Annotated in this window: 11 protein-coding genes; 7 read left to right on the forward strand and 4 right to left on the reverse strand. The window is 45.3% G+C overall.

Annotation, left to right across the window (positions count from 1 at the left end; all coding sequences use genetic code 11):
- The first annotated feature begins 257 nt into the window (after window positions 1-257).
- Together nadB and K339_RS0118300 are read left to right on the forward strand one after the other, a co-directional pair.
- Window positions 258-1,841 (forward strand): L-aspartate oxidase, encoded by a 1,584-nt coding sequence (nadB, locus tag K339_RS0118295; RefSeq protein ID WP_028524897.1) that lies wholly within the window; start codon window positions 258-260, stop codon window positions 1,839-1,841.
- Window positions 1,842-1,947: 106 nt separating this feature from the next.
- The gene (locus K339_RS0118300) at window positions 1,948-3,192 is read left to right on the forward strand and encodes a DUF5690 family protein (RefSeq protein WP_028524898.1); all 1,245 of its coding nucleotides are present in this window, start codon (window positions 1,948-1,950) and stop codon (window positions 3,190-3,192) included.
- A 144-nt stretch (window positions 3,193-3,336) separates the two neighbouring features.
- Here K339_RS0118300 and K339_RS0118305 read toward each other — a convergent pair whose 3' ends face one another.
- The gene (locus K339_RS0118305) at window positions 3,337-4,251 is read right to left on the reverse strand and encodes an RraA family protein (protein WP_028524899.1); all 915 of its coding nucleotides are present in this window, start codon (window positions 4,249-4,251) and stop codon (window positions 3,337-3,339) included.
- Between the two features lie 224 nt (window positions 4,252-4,475).
- On the opposite strand from K339_RS0118305, the gene K339_RS0118315 reads away from it, so the two are divergent.
- From K339_RS0118315 to K339_RS36085, 3 genes are all read left to right on the forward strand, one after another.
- A complete protein-coding gene (locus K339_RS0118315; RefSeq protein WP_051398097.1) occupies window positions 4,476-5,909 on the forward strand; it encodes a mandelate racemase/muconate lactonizing enzyme family protein in 1,434 nt (477 codons plus the stop codon).
- Between the two features lie 307 nt (window positions 5,910-6,216).
- Window positions 6,217-6,636: a hypothetical protein gene (locus tag K339_RS0118320; RefSeq protein ID WP_028524901.1), complete on the forward strand. Its 420-nt coding sequence runs from the start codon at window positions 6,217-6,219 to the stop codon at window positions 6,634-6,636.
- A gap of 133 nt (window positions 6,637-6,769) precedes the next feature.
- Window positions 6,770-7,186, forward strand: a complete 417-nt coding sequence (locus tag K339_RS36085; protein ID WP_157607650.1) for a hypothetical protein — start codon at window positions 6,770-6,772, stop codon at window positions 7,184-7,186.
- A 492-nt stretch (window positions 7,187-7,678) separates the two neighbouring features.
- Here the strand turns inward: K339_RS36085 and K339_RS0118330 are convergent, their stop codons facing one another.
- The gene (locus tag K339_RS0118330) at window positions 7,679-9,112 is read right to left on the reverse strand and encodes a TonB family protein (protein WP_028524902.1); all 1,434 of its coding nucleotides are present in this window, start codon (window positions 9,110-9,112) and stop codon (window positions 7,679-7,681) included.
- Between the two features lie 149 nt (window positions 9,113-9,261).
- On the opposite strand from K339_RS0118330, the gene K339_RS0118335 reads away from it, so the two are divergent.
- A complete protein-coding gene (locus tag K339_RS0118335; RefSeq protein ID WP_157607651.1) occupies window positions 9,262-10,536 on the forward strand; it encodes a glycosyltransferase family protein in 1,275 nt (424 codons plus the stop codon).
- A 31-nt stretch (window positions 10,537-10,567) separates the two neighbouring features.
- Window positions 10,568-11,887: a serine hydrolase domain-containing protein gene (locus tag K339_RS0118340; RefSeq protein WP_028524904.1), complete on the forward strand. Its 1,320-nt coding sequence runs from the start codon at window positions 10,568-10,570 to the stop codon at window positions 11,885-11,887.
- Window positions 11,888-11,967: 80 nt separating this feature from the next.
- On the opposite strand, the gene K339_RS0118345 is transcribed toward K339_RS0118340, so the two are convergent.
- Both K339_RS0118345 and K339_RS0118350 read right to left on the reverse strand, forming a co-directional pair.
- Window positions 11,968-12,849: a hypothetical protein gene (locus tag K339_RS0118345; RefSeq protein ID WP_037301058.1), complete on the reverse strand. Its 882-nt coding sequence runs from the start codon at window positions 12,847-12,849 to the stop codon at window positions 11,968-11,970.
- On the reverse strand, window positions 12,846-13,784 hold the full coding sequence (locus K339_RS0118350) for a stage II sporulation protein M (protein ID WP_028524906.1): 939 nt from the start codon (window positions 13,782-13,784) through the stop codon (window positions 12,846-12,848). Before K339_RS0118350 ends, K339_RS0118345 begins: the two co-directional genes overlap by 4 nt.
- Window positions 13,785-13,792: the final 8 nt, after the last annotated feature.

The raw sequence follows: 13,792 nt of genomic DNA on the forward strand, positions 1-13,792 counted from the left end.
TTGAAAATCAATTAATTAACTATATAAACGGGCATTATGAGGCGAAAATCGGACTGCAAATATAGCGGTTTGGTTTTTGAAACACAAAATGATTCAAAAAATTAAATTTTTACTGATTTATTCTTTATCCTTGCAGGCGCAGACAACCGCGCCATTTCTAGGTAATCACCACCTGTGCAGTCGCCGCTGTATTGGTAGTTTTGGTTTTATTAAGACTTTAACATTCGTATTTCAAACCTTCGTCATTCTACATCAATATGCCTCAGTTCGATTTTTTAGTGGTAGGTTCGGGGATTGCGGGCCTTAGCTACGCCGCCAAGTTGGCGCGCCATTTTGATGCCCAACAAGAAAAAGTTTCTATTGCTGTCATCACTAAAGTACAAGCCGATGAAACCAACACCAAATACGCCCAAGGGGGTATTGCTGCCGTGTGGTCGGAAGAAGATTCTTTTGAAAAGCACATCGAAGATACGATGGTGGCTGGAGGTGGCATCAGTAAACGAAATATCGTTGAGATTGTGGTCAAAGAAGCCCCCGAACGCATCATGGAGCTGATTTCGTACGGAACTCGCTTCGACAAAGAAGCTGACGGCGATTATGATTTGGCCAAAGAGGGTGGGCATTCTGACCACCGAATTTTGCACTTCAAAGATGCCACGGGAGCGGAAATCGAACGGGCATTGCTCGATGAGGTAAAACGCCATCCTTCTATTCAGATATTTACGCATTATTTCGCCGTCGATTTGATTACGCAACACCACTTGGGTGAAACCGTCTATCGCCACCGCGATGATATTAAATGTTTTGGTGCGTATGTACTAAATACCAAAACGGGGAAAGTTGAGAAGTTTTTGGCCAAAACGACTATGTTGGCTACAGGAGGCATTGGCAATATTTACCAAAATACGACCAATCCTCGCATTGCAACGGGTGATGGCATTGCAATGGCCTACCGCGCCAAGGGCGTGTGCGACAACATGGAGTTTATTCAGTTTCACCCAACGGCGCTTTATCAACCTGGCAAAAAGCCTAACTTCTTGATTTCGGAAGCAGTACGAGGTTTTGGAGGCATTCTCCGTAACAAAAAAGGGGAAACATTTATGGAGCATTACGACCCACGTTTGTCGCTCGCTCCGCGTGACATTGTGGCGCGGTCGATTGACTCCGAAATGAAAAAATACGGAGACGAACACGTGTACATCGACGTGACGCATTGTGATTACGAAAAATTTATTGAACACTTTCCCAACATCACTGCCTATTGTAAAGAACAATTAGGTATCGACGTTCGGAAGGATTATATCCCCGTTGTTCCAGCCCAACACTATATGTGCGGCGGAATCAAAGTCAATGAGTTTGGACAAACCAATATTTTCTATCTGTACGCCACTGGCGAATGTGCCTGTACTGGTTTACACGGAGCCAATCGCTTGGCTTCTAATTCGTTACTTGAAGCGGTGGTATTTGCGCATCGGGCGTTTGTAAAAACAATCGAAAACCTATCGGATGCGCATATTCCTGAAAACATTCCCGAATGGAACGACGAGGGTACGACGCATCCTGAAGAGGCGATTTTGGTGACCGAAATGACCAAAGAGTTGGAAGCAATTATGTCTAACTACGTGGGGATTGTCCGTACCAACCGCCGTTTGAAACGCGCACACGACCGCGTGGAATTGATTTATAAAGAACACGAAGAACTCTATTGGCAATCGAAAGTGTCGGTGCCGATTATGGAGCTTCGCAACATGATCAATGTATCGTATTTAGTACTAAAAATGGCGATGGCGCGGCGGGAGAATGTGGGGCTGCATTTTAACCAAGACCATGTGAAAAAATAATTTAAGGTTTCGGGTTGCTGGTTTCCCGTTGGCTAATCGGCTATCAAACCAGTTTGGAAAAATAACATTACCGCAACATAGATTTTACTATTTCTAAACCCTTTTTATGAAACGACCTTCAGAATCCCGCCTCATGCTTTGGGGGGCTACCGCTGCTTTTTGTGCTTATGCCTGCATGTACGCTTTCCGACGAGGGATTACCGCCGCTACTTTTGATGGGATGGTTTTCTGGGGGATTAACTACAAAATTTGGCTGATTACTTTACAGGTTTTTGGCTACGCACTTTCTAAACTCATTGGTATTAAGGTGGTTTCGGAAATGAAGCCTGCCCAACGCGCCATTTATTTACTGTCGTTTGTGGGGTTTGCGGAGCTTGCCTTGCTGGGTTTTGCCCTTGTCCCAGCACCTTATAATATCCCATTTTTGTTTCTCAACGGGCTGCCGCTGGGAATGGTCTATGGAACGGTATTGGGCTTTTTGGAAGGACGCCGCCAAACCGACGCCCTCGTGGCAGGGCTTACAGCTTCGTTTATTTTTGCGTCTGGATTTGTAAAAACCGTTGGCAAAACCTTGCTCAACAACGGCATTTCGGAGTTTTGGATGCCTTTTCTGACAGGATTGATGTTTGCCGTACCACTCGTGTTTGCCGTTTGGGCATTGGCCAAATTGCCCGCCCCTTCGGACGAAGACCGCGCCGAACGCACCGAACGCGCGCCGATGAACGCCGCTGACCGTAGTCGTTTTATCAAAACCTTCTCAGTAGGGTTGATTACCTTGATTGTATCATACGTTTTCTTGACGGCCTTCCGCGATTTCCGCGACAATTTTGCCCCCGAAATCCTCAAAACTGCGGGCGTTGACGACCCACTTATTTTTACCCAAACCGAAACCTTTGTCTCCGTTTTTATCCTGATTTTGATGGGAACGTTGCGCTGGGTGAAAGACAACTGGAAGGCGTTTATGCTGATCAATGTACTTTTGGTGGCGGGAGGACTTACCGTGGGCATTAGTACGTGGATGTACCAGCAAGGAATGCTTTCGGCGGGCGTATGGTTTACGCTGACGGGCGTGGGGTTGTATTTGGCCTACGTGCCTTGTAACGGCCTTTATTTTGAGCGTTTTGTGGCTTCGTTTAAGTACGTGAGCACGGTGAGTTTTGTGGTGACACTCGCCGATTGGTGGGGATACTTAGGGACAGTATTGGTGCTGCTTTACAAAAACTTCGGCCAACCCAACATCAGTTTCTTGGATTTCTTTATCTACGGAGGCTATATTTTGGCGGTGGTATATGTGGTGTTGGTGGTGGTATCGTTTGGATTTTTTAAGCGAAAGTATGTAAGTTTACAATAAAACTGCGCGATTAGAACACGGATTTAACGGATGCGAGCAACACGGATTGATTAGAGAGCTTATTATTGATAATTGGGCTCGATAAATTTCTACTTCGAGCCAATAACTAAAATTAATTACTGGCTCGAAGTAAATCAGCTTTCCTTACTCCTTCGACAAAAACTTCTCAATCTGCTCGCTCGTCAAATACACTTTTCCTGAACGCGTTTTGATGTGTTCGCGGAAGGCATTTTTGATGGCATCGCTCCATTTCATGTCGATTTCGCCTGGGGTGAATTTGTTTTCACGGAGCATTTTGTGTCCAAACTCATCTTGTAATGCAATAAACTCGGACTGATTCACCACTTTCTCGGCCAAATGCGCGGGAATAAAAATCACACCTTCAGGTTTGCCCAACACCAAGTCTCCTGGCAAGACCGACGCACGACCAATACGAATGGGACAGTTGATGCAGGTCATGGTCATGTCTTTGATGGCCGATGGGTCGTAGCCACGCGTAAAACCCACAAAGCCGTCGATGGCGCTGAGTCCTTCGAGGTCGCGCACGCCTGCGTCGAACACCACACCTGTTTTGGATTTGGCATAAATGGAATTGCCAAGGTTATCGCCAATGAGCGTTCCGTCAATGATTTTTCCGTACCCATCGGCTACATAAACGTCGTTGATTTGAAGCGCGTCGATGGGCCATGAGTTGGTGTTGCCTCGGCGGCCTTCAGCTTTTCCTTTTTCCTTAATGGGCTTTTCCATGTCGGGACGTGCGGGCATATATTGCGCCGTCAAGACACGGCCTACCAATGGCTTTTCGGGGTGAATGATTTGAAAATTTCCTTCAAACTGGTTGTTATAACCATCTCCCCGCATGATTCCCCAGGCTTCTTCGATGGATACATTGGCCAAACGTTTTACAATTTCATCGGGGACTTTAGGACGGCCATCGGGGAAGCGCTCCCCTTTCCACTCTTGGGTATAAAACTGAATAAGCTCTTTGGGTGCTTGAATTTGGGCAAATAATGGAGAACTCATTGCCGCCAAGAAAAGGGCTTGGATAACTTTTTTCATAATCATCATGCTCCCCACCCCCAATGGGGAGATTTGTTTAGTTGTATTAATTCCCCCATCGGGGGTGGGGGGCTTGGTATTTACAAAATACCGACAATTTTGTCTCCCACACTTCTATCTTTTTCCATCGGTGATTTTTGAAATATTTTCAGAAAAAATTGACCTAATCTTGTATCATTAATACAACTCTTAACCGTGCGTACGCACCTAATTGACAAACCCCAATGAAAAAATTTACACAACGTTTTAAGTTGCCCGATTCCCACACCGCTTCCGAAAACAATCGCCGCGACTTTTTACGCAAAGGCTTACTTGGTGGCTTATCCATGGGCTTGATGTTTGACGGAAAGCCCGAAAAAGAAATGGAATTTATTACCCAAAAAGTAAAACGTGATTCTAAGCCTTCGGAGCTAAAAATCACCGACATGCGCATTGCTCATTTGCAAGGAGTTCCGTTTAAAAGTCCTATCATTCGTATCGATACCAATCAAGGTTTGGTGGGCTGGGGCGAAGTACGTGACGGCGCTAGTCCTAACTACGCCCTGATGCTCAAGAGTCGTTTGTTGGGTCAAAACCCGTGTAACGTCGAGAAAATCTTCAAAGAAATTAAGCAGTTTGGGGGACATGGGCGCGCTGCGGGTGGTGTATGTGGGGTTGAAATGGCCCTTTGGGACTTGGCAGGAAAAGCCTATAACGTTCCTGTTTATCAGATGCTTGGTGGGAAATACCGTGATGAAGTTCGACTTTATGCCGATACGCCCGAAATCAGCGATCCTTCTACTTTTGCCAAAAAACTCAAAGAAACACGCCTTGACAAAGGTTACACTTTTTTGAAGATGGACTTCGGGATTGGGCTGTTGGCAGGTAAACCTGGTATGCTCATTGGGGACAATGTTTGGAAACTTTCGCAGCGTGACAACAAGACCAAAACCGTAGGAAACTACGGCATGACGAAACACCCTTTTACACGGATTCAGATTACAGACAAAGGCTTGGAGTATATTGCCGAATATGTCAGCAAAATTCGGGAAGGTGTGGGATACAACATTCCTGTATCCGCCGACCACTTCGGGCATTTTGACGTAAACACGGCTATTCGCTTGGGTAAAGCCGTTGAAAAGTACCAGTTGGCGTGGCTCGAAGACTTGGTGCCGTGGTTCTATACCGACCAGTGGAAGCAAATTTCGGACGCGATTGAAACGCCTACCCTGACGGGCGAGGATATTTTCTTGAAGGAAGAGTTTATCAAACTCATTAATGCCAAAGCGGTGGACATGATTCACCCCGACTTGGCTTCGTCGGGTGGAATTTTGGAAACCAAAAAAATTGGGGACTACGCCGAAGAACACGGCATTCCGATGGCGATGCACTTTGCGGGAAGCCCAATTTCATTTATGGCCAACGTACACTGTGCCGCCGCTACCGAAAATTTCGTGGCCTTGGAACACCACGGCGTGGATGTGGAAGGCTGGGAAGACATTGTAACGGGCAACAAGCCACTGGTTGTCAACGGATTTGCCCCCGTTCCTAACAAGCCAGGTTTAGGGGTAGAGCTCAACGAAGAAGTAGCGAAGAAGTTTTTGATAAAAGACCAGAAATGGTTTGCTCCCACCGACGAATGGAATGCCAAAGATTCGTGGGACAGAGATTGGAGCTAGTTTTGGAGTGTCGAGTGGTTGAGTGCAGAATGTCGAATCCGTGTTGAGGGTTGCTCACAACTCGAATTCCGTGCTGAGGGTTGCTCACAACCCGAATTTTTGTGTCAAAGGTTGCTCACAACCCGAATCAAATCAAAAAAGCGTTGGTCGATGAAAATCGGCTGACGCTTTTTTGTTTCCAACTATTTGGGGGGGTTAGGCGTCATTGGTAAAAAAATGGAATACGGATAACGGTGATTGAACAGATTGTCACGGATAATGTCTGGGTTTTTCCAATTCTTTCCAACCATTAAAAAACTGTAAACTGATGAAAAATGTTGTTTGGGTTTTCTTTCTTGTTTTAGGTATTTTCTCGTGCAAAGAAAAACAGCTTACTCCTGAAGAAATACAGCCGTTGGTAGGAAAATGGAAACTCGATGCCATTGAGCAAGCGGGAGATGCAAAAAAATGGGAATCTATAACTTCTAAAGATGGCTATGTATTTGAAATCCGCTACGACGGGGTCATTCTTGATGCCAATGGCTTGCCTGCTTGCTGCGTTCCAACGTATTTGGTATATCAGGGCAACAAGTTTACCATTGAACCCAAAGAAAAACTTGCTCCTAATCCCTCGTGTGCGTTGGTATTTTGCTTGGCTTGTGATACGTGGTATTTGGAAATAGAAAACGGTCAGTTGATTACAAACCTATGTAATTCGGGTGGGCGAAATCGATTTACACGACTCTGATTCTTAGTATATTATCTAACTATTTGGCGTGTTTAGGCGTCATCGGTCAAAAAATGGAACACGGATAACGCCGATTGAACGGATAATGTCTGCGTTTTACCAATTCCTTCCAACCATTAAAATTGTCAGGCTCGTGAAAAATGTTGTTTGGGTTTTCTTTCTTGTTTTAGGTATTTTTTCGTGCAAAGAGAAACAGCTTACCCCCGAAGAAATACAGCCTTTGGTGGGAAAATGGCGAGTGACTGCCATTGAGCGAGCCGACAAAAAGGAATGGGAATATGTTACCCAGAGCGGTCAACACCAATTTGAAATCCGCTATGATGGTGTCGTTCTTGATTCAAAAGGTTTAGCTACTTGCTGTGGCCCTCTGTATCTTACTATAAATGGCAAGAAGTTTAGCATTGTTCCCAAAGAAACAGTTCCAGACAATCCGATGTGCGCTTTGATTAATTGTGTTTATTGTGAAACATGGCACATGGATTTGCAAGACAACGTACTAACGGTTAGTTATTGTAATGGATTAGCACGGGTTCGGTATGTCAAGATTTGAAAAAATGTAAGTTATTGAATATTAAGTAGTTGAGCAAAAGCTCTACAGTAATTCAAAGTAGCCTCGGTAGAGGCACAACATTTGTAGTAGCAGAAGGATATTTTTTTAATTTTTGCTTCGGAGAAGCTTTGTTATGCTTTCGCACGTGCGGCTCTGTCCGAAGCAAAAAAGATTCAAACTTTATGAACGAATTTTTCTTCTACAAAGGTTACGCTTCCGCACAGGCGGCCCTGTCCGAAGCAATATAAACTACTAATACACTAAAATTTACGCACAATTACTTAAACAGATAAATCAATGAAGGCAAAGTTGCTGCTGTTTTTTTAGTAATGGTGATAGTATGGTCGTGTGATGAAAAGCGTCTCGCCCCTGACGAAATAAAACCTGTCGTTGGAAAATGGGTGCATTTCTGTCATTATTCATAGTTTCTACTAAGATGTAGCTCCTCTGGAGCAATAGATAGTAGTTCCATATTTTGATACGTTAACCCCATCAATTTAGCATAAAAGTAACGGGCAAATTATACTTGACCCGTACCTTTTTACCTCGCTGGACGCCTGGTTGCCATTTACCACTCATTTCTTTCACTACCCGTAGCGCTTCTTCGTCGCAGCCGCTTCCGATGCCCTTTAGTACTTCGTAATTACACAAAGAGCCGTCTTCACAAACGACAAAAGTGAGGTAAACTTTCCCAGATACTTTTTTACGGTAAGCTTCTTTAGGGTAACGTATGTTTTGAGTTAAAAACTGTCCCAAAGCGGGGAATCCACCAATAAATTCGGGATTTTTCTCGGCTTCGGTGTAAGTTCGTACGTCACCTTTGTCATAAACCGTACCTTTAGATAGTACCCCATCCGAGTACAATTCATCAATGTACAACGTGCTGTCAGCGAGTTTTGAAACCCATCGACCTTCTTTTTTGCCGTTGACTAGCCGTCCTTGACTCGTAGCTTCTCCCTCTTGTTTTATGGCCCAGCCATTGCCCTCTTTCACGTATTGTTGGCCTGTTTTTGACCAAAGCGCTATGGTTCGTACAGTCGTCGCGATTATTTGATTTTTAGGTTCTATCTGAATGATTTCAGCGATTTGCCCATTATCGTACCAATGTATTTCCCTAAAATTGGAGCCATCTACCATCATTGTTTCTTTCAAAGAACCATTGGAATAATAATGTGAATAATTAGCTTTCTCAAGCCCCTTTTTGTACTCCGTCACCGAAAGCAACTGACCATTGGTTTGAAATATCATTTCGGGTACGTACGAGTTCCAATCTTGGTCGCGCGCACTAATACTGTATGCGGCCAGAGAGTCAACCTTGCTTCCGTCATATATTTTATACATCATCGGCTTTTTGGAGTACGTTGCCGACATATACGGCTTCCACTCTTTTTTCTTGAATTCTTCAAAAACTACGTCCGCAGTCACTACCCCGTTGTTATCAACAGGAATCAAGCGGCGGAAGTGGTATTCCTTTGGTTCTTGGGTATATTGAAATTTATCATTGAAATAATCGACCAAGCTATGCGAAGTACTGTCGTAATTGGTGATAGGATTATCGGGAAAAACGACTGAGTAATTAAACGCTTGCCGTACGGGGTTGCCGTCTTTGAGTGCAGGCTGCCATGCTCGATACAAGCCTACTACCCGCAATGCTTCTTTATCGGCTTGGGGCTGAAGTCCTTTGACAATTTTTAGTTCCGACACACTTCCGTCGGGTTCTACTACCCCGCTCAAAAACATGCGTCCTTTTATCCCCGCCACGCGTGTAGCAAATGGCACTTGTAAATTGGCTTTGACATATTCTTGAAGTAATGGAATACCTCCTTGAGGGGTAGCGGCTTTATCAACTTCTTGAGCCTGAAAAATGGTTTGGGCGTTGGCTGCTATGTTTACAACGCATAGGATAAGGAAGGCTATTTTTTTCATACGTTTGATGACTGTTTGAACGTAAAACTAACACAACAGTAATAATGTGCCAAATTTTTCTTGATGGAAGGTGTTTGGGGGTATGAGTAATTTATACTTTTATTGCGGTGATATTTACGGATATGACGTTCGTACCACAAACATTACCCATGAAAATCGGATTTGTCGTTTCTTTTTTTGATTTCCGCAACGATGTGCGGCGAGTTATTACGGAAGTTGCCCAGCAGCACCAAGTTACTATCTTTGGTCGCCCTGAGAACAAAGAGGAGATTTTGCGTCACTTGCCTGCGGGCGTAGAGTTTCGACTCATCAATGAGAAAAAGGGAGGCTGGTGGAATAACCTTTGGATAAAACTCTACATCCTTTTCCGACAAATTCCCGAAAGCCGTCACAATTTCTTTTTGATGGAGCTTTTTAAAGCATCGCTTGCTACGGACGCTGCTGTGCTGAAAAAAAACCACCAAATTTTGGCGTGGGTGCGTCGATTACCCAAAATCATTTCTTACGATTTTTACCTGAACCGACTTCAGTACCGAGCCCAAACCGACCTCAAGGGTATCGATCAATTTGTGTGTTTTACGGCCATTGCCGACGATTTTTTGATGGCGCGTTTGGTTCACGAAAATCACCCCGTGAAGGTCTATGTCTATAGCTGGGACCACGCCTGTAAGCATACCTGTTTTTCGTCGCGTGCGACCTACGTCTGTTGGAATGAGCGCATCCGCGAAGATTTGATTCATTTGCAACACGTATCGTCCTCGCGGGCTAGTGTGGTGGGTGCCAGTCAGTTTGCCTACATTCACGAATACCGTAAGGTAGCGGCTCAGTTGCCCCGTACGTATGATTTTCCTTACGTCTATGTCGGCTGTGCGATTGGCGTCGTTGACCTTGTCCGCGACGAAGTGAGTGTGGTCAAACAAGTGGCAGAAACTCTGCAACGAGCCCGCCCTGATTTGAAGCTGGTGGTTCGACCGTATCCTGTGCAGGGTAACTGGGAGTTGTACGCACCGCTGCGCAGCCTGCCCAACGTGGTGATGGACGATGGTTTCCGAACGTTAGATTTGTCGGTTAAAGACAGCCACATTTTGGAGAAATTTGAAAAAATCGCCCACGCCGATGCCTTCTTCCACATGGGAACCACCATGGGCTTGGAGGCTTGTTTTACCGATACGCCTTCGTTTATGCTCGACTTTGGCTATACTTCCACCGACGGCTTGAGTTTGTACGGTTTTATTCATCAATACCAAAACGACCGACACTTGATTGAACTCGCTCCTCAAAACGATGTGCGTTCCACGGAGCAATTGGCGGATATTTTCAAAAACTTGCCTTCGCCTACCTACCGAGCCCTTAATCGTTTGGTGCAAAGCCAATATCAAATTAAGTCCTTTAAGGAGTTTGCAAATGACTTAATAGCAGTATAACTTTACTGACTATCAAACCTTAACCAATCATATGAACCTTCTGACTTTTTTTCGGACGTCGGCGTTTGTGGCTTTGACGACCGTAACGGTATTTGCCCAAACAGGCACCCAACAAAAACCACCTTTACTTACTGCCGCTGCCCCCGAAACCGTTGGGATGTACAGCGAACGCCTCAATCGCATTGATGGTGTTTTGAAGTCGTACATCGACAAAGGCGCATTTCCTGGCGTGGCAGCGATTGTGGTTAGAGACGGAAAAATCGTTTACCACAAAGCCTTTGGGAAAGCCGACCTCGATGCCAACAAGCCTTTGGGCAAAGATGCCATGTACCGCATCGCGTCCATGACCAAAGCCATCACGTCGCTGGCGGTAATGATGCTCCATGAAGAAGGTAAAATCATGCTCGATGACCCCATCAGCAAGTACATTCCTGAGTTTGCCAAGCCCGTTGTTATGGATCAATTTAACCCCAAAGACAGCACCTTCACGACTGTTCCTGCCAAACGCGAAATTTCGGTTCGGCATTTATTATCGCACATGTCGGGGATTAATTACAACGCCATCGGGAGCGACGACCGCATCAAGGCCGTGTATTCAAAGGCGGGAATTGTGGATGCTTTTACGACCAAAAAACTGACCATTGGCGAAAACATCAAGAAATTAGCCAAGCTTCCCCTCACGCATCAGCCAGGTGAAAAATGGACTTATGGACTAAGTACCGATGTGTTGGGATATTTGGTAGAAGTTGTATCTGGCGAAACGTTGGAGCAGTATTTTCAGAAACACATTTTTGAGCCGTTGGGCATGAAAGACACGCATTTCTATTTGCCCGACGCCAAGAAAGACCGCTTGGTTCCGATTTATTCCGAAACCAAAGAGAAAACACTCGTCAAAGGTAGTCTCGATAATCTCGGAAGTGATCCCGATTATCCCATCAAAGGGGCTAAGTCGTATTTTTCGGGCGGTGGCGGGCTCACCAGCACTGCCTACGACTACGCGGTTTTCTTGCAAATGTTGCTCAACGGGGGTACTTACAACGGCAAACGCTTATTGAGTCGCCGAGGAGTGGAGTTGTTTACCAATACCAATCAAAGCGGTACGCTATTTCCCGATCCACGAAATTATTTCAGCTTGGGTTTCAGCGTGATTAATGAAGCAGGGCGCGCCAACGATATTTACAGCAGCGTCGGCACATTTAGCTGGGGCGGAGCCTTCAGTACGCATTATTTTGCCGACCCAAAAGAGAAAATCTGTGCCGTATTGATGAAGCAAATGTGGCCTACCAGCATGGGCGGCGAGCTCGACCGCAAGTTTGATTTAATGATTTATCAAGCACTGGATGATAAATAGCAGGCAAGGGGCAAAGGGTAGTTCTTTGTCATTCCGAGGGAACGAGGAATCTATGGCCGTGCCCTTTGCCCCCTTGCCCTTTAAAACTCTTCTTCGCGTAAATCGGTGCGGGGAGTGTCGGTTTTGCCAATATTGTCGATGGCGTCGAGGATGCCTGAGCCTTCGCGGCGCTCGACTAAATTGTAGTATTGAAATACGATGGCTATCAGTACCAATGAGCGTACCAGTCCACCTCCGACGGTGCCAATGACCCCGCTGATGGTCATCAGCACTTCGGTGTTGGCCAGCTTAACCTGCAACGAACTCATGATTGTCAGGATAAGGGTAGGGATTTGGAAAGCGTATCCAATGATGGATGATACAATGCCCATCACAAAGAGAAGTCCAAACGTGGACCACCATTTGTCTTTGATGAGGTAAAAACAGCGACGGAAAGTATCGCCCAAATCGAGGTTTTCGCGCATCAATATCATGGTCATTAGCGAAAGCGTAACGCCCAGGTAAATGCCAGGAAGTAAGAAAAATACGATGCCCGCTACAACGGCGATACCCATCACAAAGTTGAAAATGAGTGCTTTGCCGATATAGCCTTTCAAACGATTCCAGACGATTTCGGGGGTGATGTTTCGATTTCCTGCCTCATATTCCAAAAAATAAGCCCCAATGACTAGAGAGGAAATGATGTTAGCCAAAATCAAAAAGAAGCTCAACAAAAACACGGTTCCTACCATTTGATAGATACCATCAAAAGAAGAAGAGCCACTTTCGAGTACGCTTTTTTGCATTTCTAAGATACCCGATTGGTAGGAGCCCATAAAAAAACCACCCACCAACGAAAGTGGGCCTGCTATGTATAAAAGGCTAATTGCCAATGGTTTGAAGTTTTGAACAACAAAGTCGAACGTCGCGTTGATTTTTTGCCCAAAATCGCGTTGTTGGAGAAGGATAATTGGTGGTTTCATTTGAATTGATAAAGCTGTCGAGGATAAATTACAAAATACCAAACAATAAACACGGCCGAAACCAAAATAATGCTTCCGCTAACAAAAGCGGGCAAGGAGAGGCGTGTAACAAAACTTTCGAGAAAGCCTGCGGTGACAAAAATAGGTACCAGACCAATGACGATTTTTACCCCTTTTTTTGCACCTTGCTTGAAAGATTCGAGTCGGCTGTAGGTGCGCGGAAACAACAGACTGTGCCCCATCACCAAGCCTGCCGATCCTGCAATCACAATGGCCGAGATTTCGAGCGTCCCGTGAATCCAAATTTTTAGTACGGAGTCGAGAAGTAGTCCACGTTCAAAGAAAAAGAACTGAAAAGCACCAAGCATGACCCCATTTTTGAACAAAATGACAATGGTGCCAAACGAGTAAACAATCCCTAACACAAAGGCCACGAAGGAAACCCGAATGTTGTTAAAAGTAATTTGCAAAAACATACTTATTTGACCCGTATGTCCATAAATCGCCAACGGGTCGCCTTTTTGGATGTTTTCGAGGGTTTGATTAACGTAAGCATCGCCCAAAATAAGTCGAACGAAGGTGTCATCGTTGGCCGCTGAAACCCAACCCAACACGCAAGCACTCATGAAAAACACAAACGAATACAAGAGCTTAAACCGCGATTCGTACATGAGCAATGGCAGCTCTTCGCGCCAAAAACGGGCAATACGGTTGCGATCTTCGCGGCGGTTGGAATAAAGTTTTTGGTGAAACTGTGCCGTGATACCGTTGAGGTAACGTGTTACGTTTGCCTTGGGGTAAAACGTCCGAGCGTACGAAAGGTCGTCGGTCAGTTCGATAAACCGTTCGGTGAGTTGGTCGGGGTCGTGGGTGGGCGTCGATTCGTACGCTTGCCACTTTTCGGTATTACGTTTTACAAATACGGCTTCTTTCATGAAAAATG

Origin of the sequence: Runella limosa DSM 17973 (assembly GCF_000482465.1) — a bacterium.
In the GTDB taxonomy this organism is placed as follows: Bacteria; Bacteroidota; Bacteroidia; order Cytophagales; family Spirosomataceae; genus Runella; species Runella limosa.